Here is a 20235-nt window from a genome sequence, read left to right on the forward strand (position 1 = left end):
ACGAAGCACCTCCCGGTTTTAACAAAAAATCCAAGCGCACGATACATCCCTACGTAAATCTTTCGTATTCATCGCACGTTCGCGATACATCTCTTCCAACCTGCGCCTGTCTACATAGTGCTGCCAGCCTAACCCATTATCCCTGTACTTCTGCGGGATTCTTGTTTGTATGAACAGCTTTCGTCTGATCATCTCTTCATTCCAAGGGCTAAATTGAAAGTGTAACGTATAGGCTTTCTGCAAATAGATGTCATGACTGTCTGCATGAGCGGAACGATGCCTTCCAATTTCGTATGCGCCATCAGAATACTTATGGATGAAGCGATCCCTATGGAATGTTTCCATTTGAATAATGCCATGGTGTCTTTGCTTGACAAGAGGCAAGTTCGCGTCCGGCTCCGGAGGATAGACGTTATCCAGCGGATCCAGCATCGTAATCCCGGTCGTTCTATACATGGATAGACCCTTCACATTCAATTGCTTTACGAACGAAGCTTTATCGTGAACACATAAAAATTCAGTCGTATTCAAAACCATTTTCCAGCCTTGGCATTCACGTTCAATTTCCATCACTTCTTGATCGCAGCCAACCAGATCGAAATCCTTATTTCGCGACTTGCGTATTTCCCACTTTGGAGCTAGCTCGCGAATGAGGTCATTGGAATGGTCCGTAGACCCATAATCGATCATTACACCGTGATCGAACAACCTGCAGTGATGTTCGAGCCACCACCTCAGCATATAACTCTCGTTATAATAATGACACAGAACGGTCAGCCCAGATGACATTAGTCCATCCCTCTTCTCTAGCATCTTTTAAGTCCGTTTATTTACATTACTCAATAGAATAGGAAACGGATTGGGTAAAGGACACCTGCAGCAGATTATCTTCCTTCAGTTATTGAAAGTTCCACAAGTGTCCAAGCACTAAGAGGAGAATGGAATACTATGAAAATAAATCGTTGGAAATCAATGGGAGTCTATGTTTTCCAAGATTTAATTTAGGATAGAAGAGAGTGATGAGATTGCCGATTAACAAACTAGCAACATTGGTGAGCAATTCCGGGACAACTTGGTACTCGACTACAAGCAGATTAGATGCGATTACAGGAGCGATTACAGGAGTCCCAACCGCAACGAGAAACACAGTAGAAAGCTTTTCCAGACAATACCCTTTTTGGCCCGAACTCATGTACTACCCTGCCGTAAACGCAACAAACCCTGATTACGTTTGGAGTGTTGCGCAGCCTCCCGATGCGCCGTCAAATGTTCCCGGTACGTTGTTTTTTGCTCAAGCATTCGAAATAGGAGGTTCGTTGTTACCCAATTTGGCCCTTAACCATCTCGCTACCGCCGAAGTTTTTTGCGATAACGCCGCTACCCTATATATGGACGAATACTTTGCGATCGATGTATTAGGCGTTATATCGCTTCTTCTCGTGAATAATGTGGTGAACGGTACGATTAATGGCACATTAAGCGATGTCGGTCAAACGAATACTGCGCCGTTTCCTTGGCAAACCATTTCCAAATTCTCCGAAACGTATACAACTATACTTCCGACTACCATTCCACTTTTGACCGAATACTTCTTCGTAGTATCCTTCGAAGCGGTAAACTATTCACCGGATGGCGGTACGATTAATCCTGCAGGACTTCAATATATCGTTGAGCTTTATGACGATATCGGTATCGATAACGGCTAGTTCCAGGCTGAAGAAACGGCTGCCAAACGGCAGCCGTTTTTTCGTGCGTTTTCGGTGCGGGCATAAGCCAATTTTGAACGGGGGAGGTAATCGTCCATAAGCCATCCGAGGAGGATGCATATCATAGCAGCATGGCATTTATCTGAGATTGAATTCCGAGGAGGAAGGAGTCACGCCATGAAGGGCATCATTTTAGCCGGCGGAACCGGTTCTCGGCTGAGGCCAATGTCGAGTATTGTCAATAAACATCTATTGCCCGTTGGCAATTATCCAATGATCCACTATGCGCTCGATAAAATGGCTGAAGCCGGCATTCACGATATTCTGCTGGTCATCGGCAAGCCCTCCGCCGGACTTTACGTCGATTATATTGGGAGCGGGGCATCCTGGAACGTTCAAGTCAGCTACAAAATCCAGGAGTGTGCCGGGGGCATCGCTCAAGCGCTGGGGTTGGCGGAATCATTCGTGAGGACCGGAGAAAAGCTGTTAGTCCTGCTCGGCGACAATCTGTTTGAGGATTCGCTGAAGAGCTTTGTGAAAGACTTCGAAACAAGCGAAAAGGGCGCAGAGGTGTTCTTGAAAAAGGTGGCGGATCCTCGAAGGTATGGCGTGCCCGATCTGCAGAACGGCCGGATTGCTCATATCCAGGAGAAACCGGAAAAGCCGCCTTGCGACTATGCCGTTACAGGCATCTATCTGTACGAATCCGATGTTTTTGAAATCATCCGCGGCATTAGGCCTTCCGCTAGAGGCGAATTGGAGATCACTGATGTAAATAACGTTTACGCAGGCGAAGGTCGGCTGGGTTACAGACTTTTGTCCGGATGGTGGACCGACGCCGGAACGCAACTGTCGCTGCAGGAAGCCGGACTTCGGCTGTCAGGGAATAAGGAACCATGACGGATTAGCTTCCGCGAGGGGAGGAATAGGACTCATGAACATCATGATTACCGGTGCCGTTGGGCAGCTCGGACGAGACCTGCTCCGTGTTCTCGGGCAAGGGTATACGTATACGGCTTTTACCGGAAAGGAATTGGATATCTGTGACCTGAAAGCCGTGAAGAAGATAGTTGGTGAAGTGAAACCCGACGTTGTAATCCATGCGGCTGCCTACTCAAAGGCAGATCAGGCAGAGGAGGCTATTGAGCAGGCTTACCGGCTTCATGCGCTCGGAGTCAGCCATTTAGCCATTGCTGCAGAGGCAGCCGGTGCAAAGCTGGTGCATGTCAGTACGGATTATGTGTTTGACGGTACCAAGGGTAAGCCTTGCGGCGGATTGGATCGGACCATTCCTCTTAACGTCTATGGCCAATCGAAGCTGCTGGGAGAGCAGTTCGTGCACGCGGTTTGCCCCCGGCATTTCATCGTGCGTACTTCTTTGTTATCCAGCAATGATGGGGTGAATTTCGTGACGAAAATCTTATCGCTCGCCGAAAATCAAGAGACGGTCAAGGGGGTTGACGATCCATTGGGCTCCCCCGCGTATACACTTGATTTAGCAGAGTGTATCGGTCGACTTATCACGACGGAACGGTACGGAACCTATCACGTTTCCAGTTCGTACGGACCGGACTCATTCCGATCAGAGAGGAGGTATTCCGTTTGATTGACAGGCCAACGGATTATTATTATTGGATGAAAGATTGGGCAGTCAGCTCCGGATATAACTTAGCGGATGTTTACTGCGAGGTTGCCGTGAACGGCCAATTTCCCGCCTTTGTGGCAACGATTCCCCGAGGCAGGGTATATGGCGATAGCGGAACCGTGATTTCCCCCACTAATGTTCTGATCTGGGAAGTCTCGTATGATTGGAGCAACGATCCTCACAAGCATACGATATTTCTCAATCATCATTTACCGCCGATCGACTATGTGCCCGGAAACATTGCGGTGCTTACGAAAATCGGCTCTTCGAACTATTATCACTGGATGTATGACGTACTGCCCCGTATCTATTTGCTTTCCTGCAGCAGGATCCCTGTAGACAAGTACATCGTGAGTCAAGATTTGCAGCCATTCCAATCTGAAACGCTTGGGCTGCTCGGTATCACGACGGATCGATTAATCTACAGCAATAATCAATTTCATATCGAAGCTGACCGGCTGATTGTGCCATCCATCGGCTTTGGTCAGAAATGGGTCTATCATTTCTTAAGGAGTGAATTTCTCCCGCAAGAGCCAAGACCATCAAGAAGATTGTATATAAGTCGCGGGCACTCGCTCGGAAGAACATTGACGAATGAAGACGAGGTGATCCGAGTTTTGCAATCGTATGGGTTTGAGGTCGTCTATCCGGAACACTTGCCGGTGAAAGAGCAGATTAAACTGTTTTCGGAAGCCGGTTATGTCATTTCGCCCACCGGAAGCGCGTTGACAAACCTGACCTTCTGCAGCCCGCAGACCAAGGTGCTTGAATTTTTCTCTCCGAATTTTATGGTCCATGATATTAAACGCATTTGTGAATACGGAGGGCTGCAGCACTTTGCATATACAGGTATCGGCTCAAGGCCTTCGAGTTATGAAGGAACTCCATGGTATTGGGCGGGTCTAGATAACATATACGTATCGATCTCCGACCTGAAGCACCTTTGCAAACAGATGGGCTTATAGAGAATCCGTATCGGAAAGGAAGAACAATCCATGAAAATACTCCTGGCCACCTTCTGGGGTCTGCCTCATGTTGGAGGAGTGGATCTCTATGTACGGCAGTTGAAGCTGGGACTTGAACAACGCGGGCACAAGGTGGATATTTTGTGCCGGTTTCCCGATGGCAGCGGCTATTCAATCCTGAACAAACGACGGCATTTACCGAGAAAATCGGTTTATTCTTTAGTGGAATCGAACGTAAAGACGTATTTCAAGGAGAGTCTGCCCGGCTTAGATCCGATCATCCGGGACGCGGAGACGGAACAGTATTGCTATGAGGTGGGGGCGGCTTATTTGGGTGTGGATTCTTATGACATCATCCATGCGCAGGATGTCATCTCCGCACGGGCATTGTCCCGAATTAAAAGGCCGCTATCCGCGCTGGTAACCACCATCCACGGGCACTTGGCAGGAGAATGGTTTCTTTCCCTGTTAAGACAAGGGGACCTGGAGAACCCGGAGCGCAGGGAGCGGCTATGGCAGTATGCTGTGATGCGCGAACAGATTGGATTGAACTGCGCAGATGCCGCTACATTGCCGACGCAGTGGATGAAAGAGATGTTGGTTGACGAATTTGCCGTTCCCGTTGATAAGCTGACGGTCGTCCCGAACGGCATCGATATTAAGGGATTTACGGACCAGCTGCATGGCGGAGCCGATATGCGTTCTTCTTCCGGGAAGAAGGTCATCATTTGTCCGGCGCGCTTCGATGAGATCAAAGGCCATAAGTATCTCATTCGAGCGCTCGCCAAATTAAGAAAGAATAGAGACGACTGGATTTGCTGGTTTGTTGGCAGCGGCGGGCTGGAATTCAAGTTGCGCGAGCTTGTGAAGCTGCATGGTATCGAGGCAGACGTCGCGTTTATGGGGACGCGAAGAGATGTGCCGGCTCTACTTCGGCAATCCGATATTTTTGTCCTTCCGAGCTTGCAGGATAATCATCCGTACGCGGTCATGGAAGCGCAAGTTGCCGGAAAGGCAGTCATCGTATCCGATGCGGGAGGCATGCCCGAAATGGTCGCTCACGGAGAAACGGGACTGGTGTTTCCGGTAGGAAATGACGAAGAGCTATATCGGCATTTACAGTTGCTCTTGAGCGACGAACAGCTGCGCAATCATATTGCCTCGCAGGCGAGTCATAGCGGAATGGAACGATGGTCGCTGGACGTCATGATGTCCAGGATGGACGCGGTTTACGAAATAGCGCTGAACCGGAAACGAGAAAGGATAGGCGGAATATGAAGGTGCGGTCACGAACGAGCACTTCTGTCAAACGTCCATCCACGATCAACAGGCTGACTAAGCCTGTCCCAAAAAGAACAACGGCAACCAAAATCCCGGGAAAAGATGCCGGACATCTGTATGCCGGGTTGTTTCATATGCCCAGAACCAAGAAGGATATTGCCGTTGATCGGAGAGTATGGAAAAAAATTATAGCCTCGTTACCGGTCGGTTATCAAATGCCTGATGCTGAAGCGTTGAAAAAACTACATGCGGCCAGCCGACAACAGGAGGGGGGCACATGAGCGGAAAAACAGCGGCTATAGATAGAAAAGGGAGGCGTAAGCGCAGAAAGAAGATCGCGGAAAAGAAACGCTTGTCCGGCTCTAACCTTCCGAGAAAAGAAGCCGGTAATAGCTGCTTGAAGGTCATGCTGTTCTCGCATATCTGCGGCAAACGATTCATTACCGGTGCGGAAAAATATTTGTCTTTGCTCGCAAAAGAGATCTCTCGTCACACGGATTGTACCCTGGTCGTGCCTGAAGACGGAATTTTGATGAAGGAAGCCGAGGCAAACGGGATCAAAACCGTGATTGAACCGTTCTCTATACTATGGTCGATCTACCGTCCCGATGGTAAGCTTGCGCCGACGGAAACTTCCGTCCTAGGCGATGGAAGTCTTGCCATGCTCATTCAATTGCTGCAGCATCGCAGACCCGACATCGTCATTGTGAACAGCTGCGTGAATGCGCTGCCTGCCATGGCGGCCAAATCGCTTGGCATACCGGTTGTTTGGATGATTATGGAAAAAATTCATGAGCATGAGGCAGCCCCGCAGTCCGCACAATTGATTAATCGGTATGCCGACCTTATCGTAGGGGTTTCCAATCATTCGCTCGCCCTGTTTCGAGAAATCGCGCCGGATGAGAAGCTCATGCTGCTTCCGCCGTCCTCCACGGTTTGCGAATCGGGCTTGTTGCCGAAATTCCAAGCGAATGAGGAGGAAACGAAACGATTCCGATTCCCTGATTGCAAGCATCTGATCGGTTTTATTTCGGCAGGCATGCAGCGGGAGAAGGGATTGGAGCATTTTCTGCAAATGGCGCTAATGCTTTGCGCTAAGCGGCAGGATCTTTGTTTCCTTTGCATCGCAAGTCCCGCAGGCGATGCGGACTATGATCGATACTGCCGGTCTGTGGTCGAGCAGTCTGAATTCCGGGACCGCTTCCGGTTTTTGGGCTTCCAGCCCGACCTGGAGCGTATGTACCGTCTGATGGATGTGGTTGTCGTTCCGAGCTTAATCGATGAAGGGTTCGGCATGATCGCTCTTGAGGCTTTGTTATTCGGGAAGAAGACGGTTGCCTATCGCTCCGGAGGGTTGGAGGAAGTATTAACGGCAGCAGGCCAAGAGAGCATGCTGGTTGATAAGGGAGATATCAGTGGCTTGGCCGGCAAGGTACAGGAAGGGCTGCAGTCCCAATCCGCATATGTAGATGTCTATCGGGTGGCGCGGTCCTTCGGTATAGAAGCCTATCGGGCCAGATTGGCCTCTTTTATAAGCAGGATTGGCGTGTTGGCGGCAATGGCAGGTTTGCTGAAAGCTGCCGCACATCTAAGGCCTTTGAAGCCAGGCCGGTTATATCGGGGCAGTCAAACCCCATCGGTGTATTTGCTGCAGCTGGGAGCGAAACGGCCTTTCTCTTCGCCGAAAGCGTTCAGGTTCTGCGGCTTCCGGCTGAGCGATGTAGTTGTTGTTTCGGAGCGCAGGCTATTTGCTTACCCCGTGGGGTTGGAAATTCGGCAAGACCGTCTTTCTTTGGGCCGAGTGATAAAGAGGGGGCGTAGAAAGAAGCCAGGCAAACGGAGTCGCAAGGGTAATACGGTACGAAGGTTCAAAACGCGTAAAAAGATGCGAATATCCGTCTAACCAGGCACTTCCTCTAGGAGGCGCTTGGGAAGATGAAGAGGCAGGATGGACAAGCTTGCACAATAGAAGGATCGGTTCCGAATCGAATGCGATGATTGCATACGATTCGGAACCGATCAGGATGATTAGGAAAACTGTTTCATATGATTCACGAAATCACGATCAGGCGCCAGGTAGGAAGGAGGGAGCTCGGCGGCGATACGATCCCAAACGCGGCGCTCCACCTTTAAACGAATCGTTCGGTGGGGGTGAAGAAAGAAGCGGTTGTATCTGTTCGCTGAGACGAGGGAAGCGAAGCGGAACTTCTTCCTCTGTTTCTTCCTCCCAACGCGCAAGGCACGCCGGCTTTTTTTAGGCGTGCTCTTACGTCGTCGAACCCGGGATGGCTTTCTCTTCACAATCCCGGTTTTTACTTTTTTCCGCACGGCCATTATGATTACCTCCATCTCTTTTGGAGTGCTTTCTCGTAGATCGCCAAGATTCTCTCCGTCATCGTAGGAAGAGACCAGTGCTGCAGGCCAAATGCCTTGGACTGCTCGCCAAGCCGGTTTCTAAGATCGTCCTGGCTGAGAACGGCGAACAGATTCCCGAATAAATCCTGATCGTTCCCTGCGGGAAAGATCAGTCCTGTCTCCTCATGCGTCACCATTTCCGGAATGCCGCCGGCATTGGAAACAACCACCGCTTTCCCGGCAACATGGGCTTCCATTATGGCGAAAGGGTGGTTATCCTGCAGGCTCGGAAGCACGAAAACATCCGATTTCTTTAACAGAGCCGGAATGTCATCACGTTTTCCCAAGAATACGACCTCGTTCTGAAGCCCGTAAGCTGCAGCCTGCTCTCTCATCCTTTCTTCCAATTGCCCATTTCCCGCCAGCCAGCAAACCCAATCATTTCTAACCTTTTTTAAACAAGTCAGAGCCCGAAGCAAATGAAAATGCCCTTTAACCGGATCGAAGCGGGCCGAGCATAAAATGATCTTCTTCCCGCCGGCGTCGGGCGTAACGGTCGGTTTATTCATCTCATGCAAAAACTCCTCCACATCCATTCCATTTGGGACCGTCGTCATCCGATACTCCGGGATAAGAAAATCCCGATTCATGATGCCTTTCAGCCACTCCGTCGGCATGATGGTTTCATGGTTATGCATAATGCCGAAGTGCTCGATAAGCCCATAGTAGTACCAGAGCTGGGTTTTACGAAAATCGTCGCTCGGCATGCCATCCGCTTGGCGTCTTGCGAGACTCTCGGTCGAGAGGCACCCGTGGATCGTAGAAACCAATGCGGTATGGGGGTGGCGGATCCGAGCAAATGCCCGGGCGGAAATGACGTCTTGCGTATGAATAACGTCATAGGCGGCCGGCCGGAAATAAGCGGCAGCTGCTTCGAAGCAATATTTATCGATTTCCATATATTTCACGTCTTGATCAAGCCCCGGGAGATGGTTGGCGAAATACGTATCCGCTTTGGCGGAGATCATGGGCTGAATTTGGTTTTTATTCAGAACCCAGCCCTTGTTAAGGATATAAAAGCCGGAGTCATCGGGCATTCTGCAGAAAATATCCACTTCATGCCCTCTCGCTTCCAATCCCCGCTTCAACTGCAATACATATTTTTCTAAACCGCCTACGGAAGGAAGCCCCCAAAAGGTGGCAAGCAGAATGCGCATGGTAACCTTCCTTTCTGGTCTCAAGTTTTTACATGTGTATGTGTCTCCCTCTCATTCCGAAAGGGACAAAAACCCGTTTTCACAAATATGCGGCCAGGGACAAATTCCTATTTTTCATAAAGTAAGGCAGCTATCTAGCGCTTTGCCGGAACGACATGCGTACGATGATGGCAGGAGCATTCTACCTGGGAGGGACTCATACATGCAGCCTAATGAACGCTTTAAGATCGCTATCATCGGGCTCGGCTACGTTGGGCTGCCGCTGGCCAGACTTTTTTTGGAGAAAGGCCACTTCGTCTTTGGCGTTGATACAGACCCAAGTAAAATCAAGCAGCTTTGGAAGATGCAGCCCTACTTATCCGATCTGACCCGCATGGAACTGAAAGCGATGTTTGCGGGCGGAAGGTTTCAAGTTGGCGTGTCATACGAAACGGTTGCCGAAGCTGACTGCGTGATTCTCTGCGTGCCGACGCCGACCAATGAAGAGGCTAAGCCCGACTTGTCCTATGTGTTGCAAGCCATGAGACAGGCGGTTCCTTATTTGCATCCGGGACATTTATTGGTTCTGGAAAGCTCTACCTATCCGGGGACGACGGAGGAAGAGCTGAAGCCGTTTATCGAAAAGCGCGGCTTTCGGGTCGGCTTAGACGTATTCCTGGCTTATTCGCCTGAGCGAATCGACCCCGGCCAAAAAGGATCGGCTTTACAATCGATTCCCAAAGTGGTCGGAGGCGTTACCCCCGCCTGCACGCAATACGCGGAACGTATTTACGGGAAGGTCTTTGACGAAGTGGTCACCGTCTCCAACGCGAGAACGGCGGAGATGACGAAACTCGTTGAGAACTGTCAGCGTTTTGTGAACATCTCGTTTATGAACGAGTTGGTTAAGTTATGCGAAGTCATGGAAATTAACATCTGGGAGGTGATAAAAGCAGCCCGCACAAAGCCTTACGGCTTTATGCCCTATTACCCCGGTCCCGGCGTAGGCGGACACTGCATCCCCGTTGATCCAATGTATTTACTCTGGAAAGCGAAGCAATTTAACATCCCGCTGCCTTTCATCGAGTTAAGCCATCAAGTGAACGAAGAAATGCCCGGCTATATCATGGCTCGGATGGCTAAGAGCCTCCACCCGCTTCCGCTGGACCGGTGCAGCATTATGGCGATTGGCGTAACGTACAAGAAGGATGTCAACGACCTGCGTGAATCCATGGCCCTGAAAGTGATGGAGCTGCTAATGAATCAGGGGGCCCAGGTGAGTTTCTACGATCCTTATATAGCCGAACTTCATGTAGCGGGAACTACGCTGGCACGAACCCCGCTTACGACTAGAAACGTGAAGAAGAAAGACTGTTTGCTGATTCTTACAGACCATTCTTCGATTCTTTACGACGAGCTCGCCAAGCATGCCAAGCTAATTGTGGATACGCGAAATGCGACGGAAGGCGTGAAGGACAAATCGAAAATCGTCTTGCTCTGAAGAGAGAGTCGGGAGGTGAGCTGCATTCATGAACATTCTTGTAACTGGTGGTGCCGGGTTCATCGGATCCCATCTGGTGCGGGCTCTGCTGCTGCAGGGGCACAGAGTCATTACGCTGGATGATTTGTCAGCGGGCCGGAAGGCGTTTCTGCACGATGTTCTGACTCACGAGAATCATACGTTCATTCAGGGATCCGTTTTGAATCGACCTGTAATCAAGAAATGCTTGGATCAAGCGGAAGCGGTGTTTCATTTGGCGGCCATCCTTGGCGTGAAAAACACGGTGGAAGATCCAATAAAGGTTATCGAAGGCAATATCGACGGTACGAGGCATGTCTTAGAGTTAGCCTTTCGGAGAGGGGTGAAGGTGATCTTTGCTTCTACGTCGGAAATATACGGCAAGAATACGAATCTGCCGTTCTCGGAAACGTCGGATCGGGTCTATGGAGCGACGTCGATCCATAGGTGGTGCTATGCTGCGGCGAAATCCATTGACGAGCACTTATGCTTTGCTTTTGCCGATAAAGGGCTGCCGGTTACCGTTCTTCGTTACTTCAACGCCTATGGTCCAAACCAGACGAATTCGCTGTATGGAATGGTTATCCCTCGATTCATTCATGCTGCGCTGAGAGGGGAGCCGCTGCACATTTATGGAGACGGGTCTCAATCCCGCTGCTTTACCTACGTGGACGATATGGTGAGAGGAACCGTAAGCGCCCTTGGCCGGCAGGCGGACGGACTCGCTTTCAACATCGGATCGGATCGGCCGACCACGATACTCCAATTAGCCCGAACGATCATCCAAATGACGGGCTCGGAATCGCCTATTCAATTCAAAACCTATGACGAGGCCTTTGGGAAAGGGTACGAAGACATGCCGGCACGAATCCCGGATTTAACGCTGGCTGCCGACGTCCTTGGTTTTTCTCCGCGCGTTTCATTGGAGGAGGGGCTCGAACGCACGGTTCGTTGGTTCCGAGAGGAGGTCAACCTCCAGCCATGACGGATGTTCCGCTCATCAGTGTCGTCATTCCATGCTACAACTATGGACAGTTTCTGGGGGAAACGATCGATTCCGTATTGAATTCGACGTTCCAGGACGTCGAGATCATTGTGGTCGACGATGGTTCGACCGATCCGGAAACGGTAGACCTGTTGTCCGCCTTAAAGAAGCCGAAAACCCGTTTAATTAAGCAGGCGAATCAGGGGGTTGCTGCGGCGAGAAACAGCGGGATCGTTGCGGCGAAAGGCAAATATATGCTTCCTCTGGATTCCGACGATTTGATTCACCCGACATTTTTGGAGAAGGCATTGTGGATTATGGAACTCTATCCTAAGGTCGGCTTTGTGTCCCCTTGGGTCAAAGCTTTCGGTACGGAGGATTGGGTGCATGATGCCCCCCAATACAACTTCCATACCCAGCTGTTTCGCAATATCACGTGCGGAACTTCCCTATTTCGAAAGGAAGCCTGTATGCAGGCGGGCGGTTATAAATCCGGGTTTGTAGTCATGGGTTACGAGGACTGGGATTTCTGGATTTCGCTCGGCGAGAAGGGCTGGTACGGGTATCAGATTTTCGAAAGGCTCTTCTTGTATCGAAGACACGGACGGTCCATGGTCCATGAAGCGATCGATCATCATGATCAACTGGTTGAACAAATTAAAGCCCGTCATCCGATGCTGTATCAAGAGGATTATTTGAAGGCACTGAAACGAAAGTGGGAGCGTTCGCCGCTGCTGGATATGAGCCCAAGCATTCTGAACGGAAGTGCCTGGCATCATTATTCGACCAAACCGATGTCCACAAGGCTGCCGAAGTGGCTGCTGCTGATGCCTCAGACACGAAGAGACCGGCTGTCCACTCGATGCTTGAATTTTATAGATGGGCTGCATGCGAATTATTACGCGGTTACCATGGTGGCTACAGAATTTATTACGGATTCGGATATCGATGAATTCAGCTGGCTGACCTCCGATGTTTTTCATCTGTCGCTGTACGTTCCGAAGATCGAACTGAAGCTTGATATCATGGAGCGTTTGATCTCGAAGCTTATCGTTACCCGCGGGATTGATCGGATATTTCTGCTAGGGTCCCGTCAGGGCCATTACTTAAAACCTTATATTATGAATGGGTTCCCGCATATTCCCTATGAAATCATCGAATAAGGGGAGGTTGTTATGGAGTACAGAGACAATCGATATTTTACGAATGACTTCAGCTACGAGCGTTATCTCCTTTCGACGGAGGAAGTAATGGGATGTATCGATGAAGCGGTGCGGGAAGGTAAAGCGTATTCGCTGGCTCGATTCGGCCACGCCGAAATTGCCGAACTGCGGATTTTTCCTGATTTTTATAATGGCATGACCTATTACCGAAGGTATAACGGCCTTGCTGAGCAGAATATTCGCGCGGAGCTAATTAAAGCCTTTACCTCTGCGACGACAGTTGGCTTATTGTCGACCGGTGAGAATGCGTCAGGCGCGGAGTATTCCAAGAAGGCGTTTGTGGATCTTGGTTTAGGTTTCTATACCATTTGCTCTGCTTGGGTCACACATCATATGACGAGGCTTCCTCAATTCTGGGATTGGATGAAGCAGTACCGCGTCATTCTGGCAGGGAGAAGAGCGGAGGAGGCTGCACCGGTTTTTCGAGCGAACGGAGTGACGGTCGTCGATACCGTGAATTTGGAAGGTTATGAACAGTTAGAGACGGCGTATACGCAGCTTTACAGTAACAAGGAGTGGCAGATCGCGATTATTGCGGCGGGCATTCCCGCGACGCTTCTGGCTCCTCGATTGGCTAATGATACAGGCAAGGTAGCGCTGGATTTCGGCCATGCGCTCGATTTAACGATCGACGGCCAAGACGGATTCGATTTTGAAGCATTAGTCAGAAATTTGAGGTGAGCGGGATGGAATCAGAAGTAACGGTACTCATCCCCACGTATAACGCAGGGGGGTTCCTGAAGGAAGCGATTGAAACCGTATATAAACAAACCTACGGGCACTGGAAGCTGATCGTCGTCGACGATGCTTCTACGGACGAAAGCATTGCGCTTGCGAAGCCTTTGCTTGCGGACTCGCGCGTTACGTACATGTGTAACGAGACGAACATCGGACAGTCGAAAACGATGAACGTCGGTTTAGCTGCCGTTACAACCCCTTATGTGATCCAGCTCGATGCGGACGACTGGTTTTTTCCGTATACGCTTGAGGTTTTGCTGGCTGAGGTTCGCAAACAGCCGGAGCATGTCGGTCTGGTCAGCGGGAACATCAATTCCATCTCGATCAATCCGAGCGGAGGCTTTTTTTTCAACATTGTGACGAAGAATCGTTCCTTCCGGGATAAATTCGATTTTCTGCTCTCCAATATGTCGCAATGGCCCCGGTTTTACCGGACTTCCACGTTAAAATCGATCGGCGGTTGGCCAACGGATGATCCTTATGAAGGCAGGTATATGGAAGACAAAAGGGTGCTGATGCGGTTGATCGAGGTTTGCCATTTTCATTGGATCGACGTGCCGCTGTACATCCACCGCAGGCATCACCACAATCAAACGAATTTGATCGGTATCTACCGCGAGATTACCGAATGGAATATTCGCGATGCCCTGAAACGCTGGGGGGACGAATATGAGCCCGTGTTTGTGAAGGAGAACGGTTGGATCAAGATCGTCGATCTACAGCCCAAATTGGCAAGCAATTGAGAGAAAGGAGAGGCATGAATGTCTATCCTATTGACCGGCGGAGCAGGCTTTATCGGGAGTCATACTTGCGTGGAGCTGCTGCAAGCCGGTTATGACGTCATCGTCGTCGACAACCTATCGAACAGCAATCCGGAATCGCTGGTCCGCGTACAGGAAATTACAGGCAAGCCGCTGCGGTTTTACAAGGTAGATCTGTTGGACAGCGAGGGGCTAAGCAGCTTGTTCGCCAAGCATGACATCGAAGCGGTCATCCATTTTGCCGGATTTAAGTCGGTGGAAGACTCGGTAAGAAAGCCTCTGAGTTACTATCACAACAATATTACGGGTACGTTGGTCCTTGCGGATATCATGCATAAGTTCAATGTGAAAAAACTGGTGTTCAGCTCATCGGCGACCGTTTACGGCTTGCCGGGTTATGTGCCTATCCAAGAGGATGAGACACTTAAGGCAACCAATCCATACGGACGAACCAAACAGATGATTGAGATCATGCTGGGTGACCTTACGGTCGCCGATCCAGCCTGGAGCATCGTGTTGCTTCGTTACTTTAATCCGACAGGAGCTCACCCCAGCGGGCGTATAGGAGAGGATCCAAAAGGCGTTCCGAGTAATATAATGCCGTATATTACCCAAGTCGCGGTAGGCAAGCTTCAAACGCTGAGCGTGTTCGGCAGCGATTATCCGACGGCGGACGGTACGGGGGTCAGAGATTATATCCATGTGGTGGATATAGCACGCGGCCATCTGAAAGCGCTGGAACGCGCGCTGCGTACGGAAGGAATTGCAGCGTACAATCTGGGGACGGGAATGGGGTATAGCGTGCTGGAGCTCGTGCATGCGTTTGAGAAGGCTGCCGGCTGTAAAGTGCCTTATCAGTTGGTGGACCGTCGGCCCGGCGATGTGGCCGTCAGTTATGCGGATCCGCGGAAGGCCGAACGGGAACTCGACTGGAAGGCCGAGAAGGATTTGGAAGCGATGTGTGCGGACGCGTGGCGCTGGCAGTCGCACAATCCCGGAGGATATGCATCGTGAAGGGGGCACGTCTTTGGCCTATCAGGAACTGAATGCCGCGCAAGTCATGGATCAACTTCTATATTCGCTTGATCGCCGTTTACCGCTCTCCGTTATCTCCGTAGGGGTTACCGAAACGCATGTCCTTGCTCAATATGAGGTTTATTCGGAAGATCAATTTATGAATCATCCGGAAGCGCAAGTTGCGAATCTTTCTAACGTAACAAGAGGGCATACGCATCGCGGGATTACGTTTCCAAACCTCGAGGCTCGCGATGCTGCGTTAGAAGCGGTGAGAAATGCGGATATCGTCGGTATCAATATTCGGGTATCAAGGTCAGGGGAATTTACCCGGCAAGTATTCGATGTCTATGGCATAGCGCCGAGCTATGTTTTCGAGGCTTACACAAGGCGAGTCATCATGATTTCTCAACAACGGAAATTTCATGACATGCTGACGAATAGAAAGATTAGCATCGTGTGCAGTTACGCGGACGAAGTAAAGAGAGCGTTGGAAAACAGGCTGCAGGCTAAGCTGAATTTCCGAATAACGGGCACGATCAACATCGAGCGGTATGAGGATATCCCTCGGGTAAAGCAGGAATTAAAGGAATGCGAATTCGATTTGTGTTTGCTGGCTGCCGGAACGAATGCAGTCATTCTCGCTCCGTATATCGCCACAGATTTGGGGAAGGTTGCGTTTGATCTCGGTCAGGGTATGGAAACGCTAATCACCGGCAAGATCGAAGGAGAGGAGTGGCTCTCCGGACAGATCGAGTTAGCTAAACTCATGGAAATGTAAGGACGCTGTCAGCCGGCACCGGTATATATGAGGTGGCCGGTTGTTTTATTCCGTTTACGGAACGTTCTCAAGATTGAATTGAGGACGGCGAATTGAAGTCATGATACGATTTTTTCCGGAGTATTCTATAGGGGAGTGATGCTCAAATGATTTTTGACGTCCAGACTTTTGTGTCCCGTCTCCTATTTGACAACTTCCGGAACGTGGACTTGGAGCGGCGGCTGCGCCTGACATCTCCTCATACAGGAGAAGTATGCGCTTATTGCGGCAACCGGTTTGAATCGATGGTGCCGATGAAGCAGTTGGAGTTGTCTCGCTATACCGACTGGCATCTCCATCAAGCTCGAACAAGCGTCTTATTCTGTCTTCCGTGCACGACGGTTCTCAGAACGGATGACTTTCGGCGCAAGGCTGTCGTTGCCTGCGCGAATGCGGTCCGATTCTTGACGGTAGCAGAGCCGAACGATAGAGAAACGCTCATCCGATCGCTGTTTTATACGCCGCCTCCTCCTCCTTTTGCAATCAGTATTCCATCCGATTATCGAAAACATATTACGCTCCGCGCCAAGGTTAATTACGACCAGTCGCAGTTTTACGTCCAATTCGGCGAACATTCGGTTCTGCTTATTCCCGCTTTACATCGAAAAGTGTATGAAACGTCAAAGGCTTTGATTCGGTCCGGCGTTTCCTCCGTTCAAATCGAGAGGGGCACGTATGCTCAAGGTAATTCTCAGCAATACGAGTCTTGTCTCGCGTCCTATCGTCCCTCACCCGTATTAAGGCTAGTATTGGAGCTAGCCAAGTTTGACCATCCGCATTGGAAGGAGCAGGAGGGATCGACATGTCCGTAATCGAAACGATTCGCGGCACGGTCAAATCGCTGCAGCCGATTGTTCACGGAGCCGACATTCCGGATGAGGGGATAGCTGCTCAAGGGAATGAGCAATTTTTTCGTAAAATGAAAGTCTGGTATGAAGGGAAGGCCGTACATATCCCCGTAATCAGCGGAAACAGTATTCGCGGCATCATGCGCCGATTAGGCGCGCAATCCTTTCTGGAAATGCTGGAGCTTGATCCGGAACGCATCGGGCGAAAATTGCATTATCTGTTATATTCCGGAGGATCTCTCGAGACAGGCGCGGCGAAAGGAAGGCAGAAAGCAAGGCAGGAACCGAACAGGCCATTCGTCGAGGAGCTTCGGGAGCATATCCCGCTTGCCTCCTTAATGGGTTGTTCATATAAACGGCAGCTGCTTCACGGCAAATTGATTACCGACTTCCTGGTCCCGATCGTAGACGAAGTGGCTGAGCTGTACGGGCAGCCGAAACCGGGCATTCGCGCCGCCGAAATAACCGATTGGATGTTCTATACCCGGCAGTACCGTTCGGATTATCCGCAATCGGACCGCAACCAAATGATCTACAAAACGGAATATATCGTACCCAACATGACCTTTGTGCACGGCTTTACTTTAATGGGGGCAAGCAGAGTGGAAACCGCTTTGTTCTATCATCTGTTGGAGGAGCTGAACCGATATGGCAGAGTCGGAGGCAAAGTCGCGCAGGGCCATGGGAAAGTCGAGTTCCGGTATACCTTGCAGGCGGATCGATCATCGGAGCCTTATATCCGCTATATCGAAAAGAACAAAGAAACGATAGCGGCGTTTCTGCAGTCCAATTGGAACAACGGGGAGAACTAGAATTGAAATGAGGGATACCCTTGGTGGTCCGTTTTCATATTAAATATTTGATCCTGCCGATTGTTATTTTTGTTGCATTCGTATTTATACTCACCATTCAAAAGCCCTATATCGGGATCAAGCTTCATGAGACGGCCAGCGGCGAGTGGCGAATTACCAATATCGATGCGGATGGTTGGGCGCATAAGCAAAATATTGGAGTGGGCGATTCCGTCATTGAGATCGATGAGAATGAACCGGGGCTTGCGTCGACGGTCAAAACCTACGGCATTCTCGAGCAGGCGCGCAGCATCGCGATTGAACGAAACGGCACGGTCGAATCGTACGAGATCCCAAGCGGATTGACGGAGGGCCAGTTTAGATTATTCGTGTTGTATCCGGGGTTTACTTTCCTTATTATTATGGCCATCTCGGGATTCATCGTGTTTAAGAAGCCTGATCTTCCCTACTTTTACGGTCTTTTTTTCTTTCTCGTTTTAGTCGGATTGAGTTATGTTTGCGGGGGAGCCTCTTCCCAGGGACATGTGTTGCCCGAGTTATTCAGCGGAGCGGCTTTCTTGTTTGTTCCCTATTGTTTCCTGCACTTTTTGAATAGCTATATCCAATCCATTGGCGGAACAAGCATCGTTCCCCCTTTTATTCTACGATTATTCATTGCGCTTAACGGATTGCTGATCGGCATGGAAGCTGTTTTTACGCTCCTGCAAGTAAGCTCTGCTTATGAGATCGTAACGCTTTCCCTGTTGAGCTGGTTCATCACCGAGTGCGCGGTGTGCGTACTGCTGCTGGTTATGGCCGGTGTGCGGAACCGGTTGCTGATCTATAAGACCGAGATCAAAATTATGCTCCTCGGCATATTTTTCTCGTTTGGACCGTTTATCGGACTTTACGCCATTCCGAAGCTAATGGACGGCTCCGGCTGGGTATCGGCGGGACATACCGCGATATTCCTTGTCTTGCTCCCTGCAACGTTTATTTATTTGATTACGGCCAAACGATTGCTTGATATTGACTTTTATCTCGGACGGTTTCGCTATAATGCCGGACTAGCTTTCATATTGTCGTTCATTCACTGGCTGCTGGATTCGGTTCTGAGCCACACGCCGGATCTGGAAATCGAATCGCTGGTCTACTTTCCTCTCATCGTGATCTTAATGCTGTATCTTAAGGAAATGCTGGATTTCCGTTTTCGATCCAGGCACTTCATGATGAAAAAAGATTTTCAATTGAGAATGGACCGATTTGCCTCCCGAATTTCGAAAGTTATGAAAGTAAGCGAATTAGAAGAACAATTCATACAGGAAATCAAAGAGGGGCTTGGCATTCAAGCTGTATCCTTATTGGAGGTGGACCGGCGCGATTCCACCATCGAGTTGATTGGCGGTTATGAGAGGTACCCGATCGAATTGGTGACGAATGCGCTGTTCATAAAACCGCTTCCGCTCGGCTTGATCGAAGTATTGAATAATGGCGCGATCCTATTGGCCGGGGAGAGAATGGGTAAGCGGTGCATCGTATGGATCGGAGAAAAACAAAACGCCACCTCGCTCAACATTGACGAAAGAGTGTGGCTTAAAACCTTATCCCGCTACGTCAGCATCGTTTATGAGAATCTATCCCTCGTTCAAGGGCTTTCCGACGAATTCAAGGATACCGTGAAGCAGCAGTCCGAAAGGAATACGCCGCCGTGGCTGATGCGCTTCATCTTTAATTTGCAGGAAAATGAAAGAAGCCGGTTCGCATTGGATCTGCATGATTCGGTCTTGCAAAATCAACTGTATTGGTACAGAAGAATCGGGGAAGTAACGACTGATTTCGAAATGTCGGACGCGGTGCGGCAGGAAATGATCGCCATTAGAGAAGGATTGCTCGACGTCATTCATGAAACGCGTTCAACCTGCAATGAGCTTAGGCCGTCTTTGCTGAAGGAGATCGGGCTCGTCGAATCGTTAAAAGAGTTGTTCCATACGATACAGATGCGCGAAAACTTTACGATCGAGTTCGATTACGATGAATTCGATATGGAATTGGACTACGAGTATACGATTGCGATGTACCGAATTATGCAAGAGCTTCTCGGAAACGCCGGGAAGCATTCTAAAGCATCGAAGGTGAAGGTTCACCTCTCTATCATGCCGCATGAAATCTCGTTGTTATATAGTGACGATGGAATTGGAATAGGCAATGCCAAGAAGCGTGGCGATTTAAGCCGCATCGGGCTTACCGGCATAAAGGAACGCGTGACCAGCCTAGAAGGCAGAATCCAATTTAGCGGGAATAAGGAGACCATTGTCAGAATCTGGCTGCCGCGACTGGTTTCTCCGGTCGAATGACCTGTAGTCGGAAGATCACTGAAAGGAGTGCCTC

The 20235-nt window shown here is 50.0% G+C and carries 18 protein-coding genes; 16 read left to right on the top strand and 2 right to left on the bottom strand.

From position 1 onward, the window contains the following. Positions 1-18: 18 nt before the first annotated feature. Entirely contained in the window at positions 19-789 is a 771-nt protein-coding gene (locus tag I8J30_RS25645) for a glycosyltransferase family protein (protein WP_210662995.1), read from the bottom strand. Between the two features lie 527 nt (positions 790-1316). On the opposite strand from I8J30_RS25645, the gene I8J30_RS25650 reads away from it, so the two are divergent. The 6 genes from I8J30_RS25650 (at position 1317) to I8J30_RS25675 (ending at position 7500) form a co-directional block, all read left to right on the top strand. Then, positions 1317-1706, top strand: coding sequence for a hypothetical protein (locus I8J30_RS25650; RefSeq protein ID WP_210662997.1), 390 nt, complete (start codon positions 1317-1319; stop codon positions 1704-1706). Positions 1707-1883: 177 nt separating this feature from the next. Beyond that, entirely contained in the window at positions 1884-2606 is a 723-nt protein-coding gene (locus I8J30_RS25655) for a sugar phosphate nucleotidyltransferase (RefSeq protein ID WP_210662999.1), read from the top strand. A gap of 34 nt (positions 2607-2640) precedes the next feature. Continuing rightward, positions 2641-3312 (top strand): SDR family oxidoreductase, encoded by a 672-nt coding sequence (locus I8J30_RS25660; protein WP_210663001.1) that lies wholly within the window; start codon positions 2641-2643, stop codon positions 3310-3312. Then, complete coding sequence (locus I8J30_RS25665; RefSeq protein WP_210663003.1) at positions 3309-4316, top strand: glycosyltransferase family 61 protein; 1008 nt, start codon at positions 3309-3311, stop codon at positions 4314-4316. The genes I8J30_RS25660 and I8J30_RS25665 overlap by 4 nt, the downstream gene beginning before the upstream one ends. A 30-nt stretch (positions 4317-4346) precedes the next feature. Further along, positions 4347-5594 (top strand): glycosyltransferase family 4 protein, encoded by a 1248-nt coding sequence (locus I8J30_RS25670; RefSeq protein ID WP_210663006.1) that lies wholly within the window; start codon positions 4347-4349, stop codon positions 5592-5594. Between the two features lie 280 nt (positions 5595-5874). Next, positions 5875-7500, top strand: coding sequence for a glycosyltransferase (locus I8J30_RS25675; protein WP_210663007.1), 1626 nt, complete (start codon positions 5875-5877; stop codon positions 7498-7500). A gap of 436 nt (positions 7501-7936) precedes the next feature. Here I8J30_RS25675 and I8J30_RS25680 read toward each other — a convergent pair whose 3' ends face one another. Beyond that, positions 7937-9169, bottom strand: a complete 1233-nt coding sequence (locus tag I8J30_RS25680; RefSeq protein ID WP_210663009.1) for a glycosyltransferase family 4 protein — start codon at positions 9167-9169, stop codon at positions 7937-7939. A gap of 202 nt (positions 9170-9371) precedes the next feature. Between I8J30_RS25680 and I8J30_RS25685 the strand changes: the two genes are divergently transcribed. The 10 genes from I8J30_RS25685 to I8J30_RS34100 all read left to right on the top strand — a co-directional run bounded on the left by I8J30_RS25685 (position 9372) and on the right by I8J30_RS34100 (position 20201). Next, on the top strand, positions 9372-10649 hold the full coding sequence (locus I8J30_RS25685; RefSeq protein ID WP_210663011.1) for a nucleotide sugar dehydrogenase: 1278 nt from the start codon (positions 9372-9374) through the stop codon (positions 10647-10649). Between the two features lie 28 nt (positions 10650-10677). Then, complete coding sequence (locus I8J30_RS25690) at positions 10678-11652, top strand: NAD-dependent epimerase/dehydratase family protein (RefSeq protein WP_210663014.1); 975 nt, start codon at positions 10678-10680, stop codon at positions 11650-11652. Continuing rightward, a complete protein-coding gene (locus I8J30_RS25695; RefSeq protein WP_210663016.1) occupies positions 11649-12815 on the top strand; it encodes a glycosyltransferase family 2 protein in 1167 nt (388 codons plus the stop codon). Before I8J30_RS25690 ends, I8J30_RS25695 begins: the two co-directional genes overlap by 4 nt. A 12-nt stretch (positions 12816-12827) precedes the next feature. Beyond that, positions 12828-13556: a GT-D fold domain-containing protein gene (locus tag I8J30_RS25700; protein WP_210663018.1), complete on the top strand. Its 729-nt coding sequence runs from the start codon at positions 12828-12830 to the stop codon at positions 13554-13556. A 5-nt stretch (positions 13557-13561) separates the two neighbouring features. Further along, the gene (locus I8J30_RS25705; protein WP_210663020.1) at positions 13562-14356 is read left to right on the top strand and encodes a glycosyltransferase family 2 protein; all 795 of its coding nucleotides are present in this window, start codon (positions 13562-13564) and stop codon (positions 14354-14356) included. 18 nt (positions 14357-14374) lie between these two features. Further along, positions 14375-15388 (top strand): UDP-glucose 4-epimerase GalE, encoded by a 1014-nt coding sequence (galE, locus tag I8J30_RS25710; RefSeq protein WP_210663022.1) that lies wholly within the window; start codon positions 14375-14377, stop codon positions 15386-15388. Between the two features lie 13 nt (positions 15389-15401). Further along, on the top strand, positions 15402-16169 hold the full coding sequence (locus I8J30_RS25715) for a GT-D fold domain-containing glycosyltransferase (protein WP_210663024.1): 768 nt from the start codon (positions 15402-15404) through the stop codon (positions 16167-16169). A 146-nt stretch (positions 16170-16315) separates the two neighbouring features. Next, positions 16316-17020, top strand: coding sequence for a hypothetical protein (locus I8J30_RS25720; RefSeq protein ID WP_210663026.1), 705 nt, complete (start codon positions 16316-16318; stop codon positions 17018-17020). Further along, positions 17011-17868, top strand: a complete 858-nt coding sequence (locus I8J30_RS25725) for a hypothetical protein (protein WP_210663028.1) — start codon at positions 17011-17013, stop codon at positions 17866-17868. The genes I8J30_RS25720 and I8J30_RS25725 overlap by 10 nt, the downstream gene beginning before the upstream one ends. A gap of 23 nt (positions 17869-17891) precedes the next feature. Then, a complete protein-coding gene (locus I8J30_RS34100) occupies positions 17892-20201 on the top strand; it encodes a sensor histidine kinase (RefSeq protein ID WP_210663030.1) in 2310 nt (769 codons plus the stop codon). The last annotated feature ends 34 nt before the right edge of the window (positions 20202-20235 follow it).

The sequence above is a fragment of the Paenibacillus lignilyticus genome (assembly GCF_017942085.1).
Taxonomy (GTDB): domain Bacteria; phylum Bacillota; class Bacilli; order Paenibacillales; family Paenibacillaceae; genus Paenibacillus_Z; species Paenibacillus_Z lignilyticus.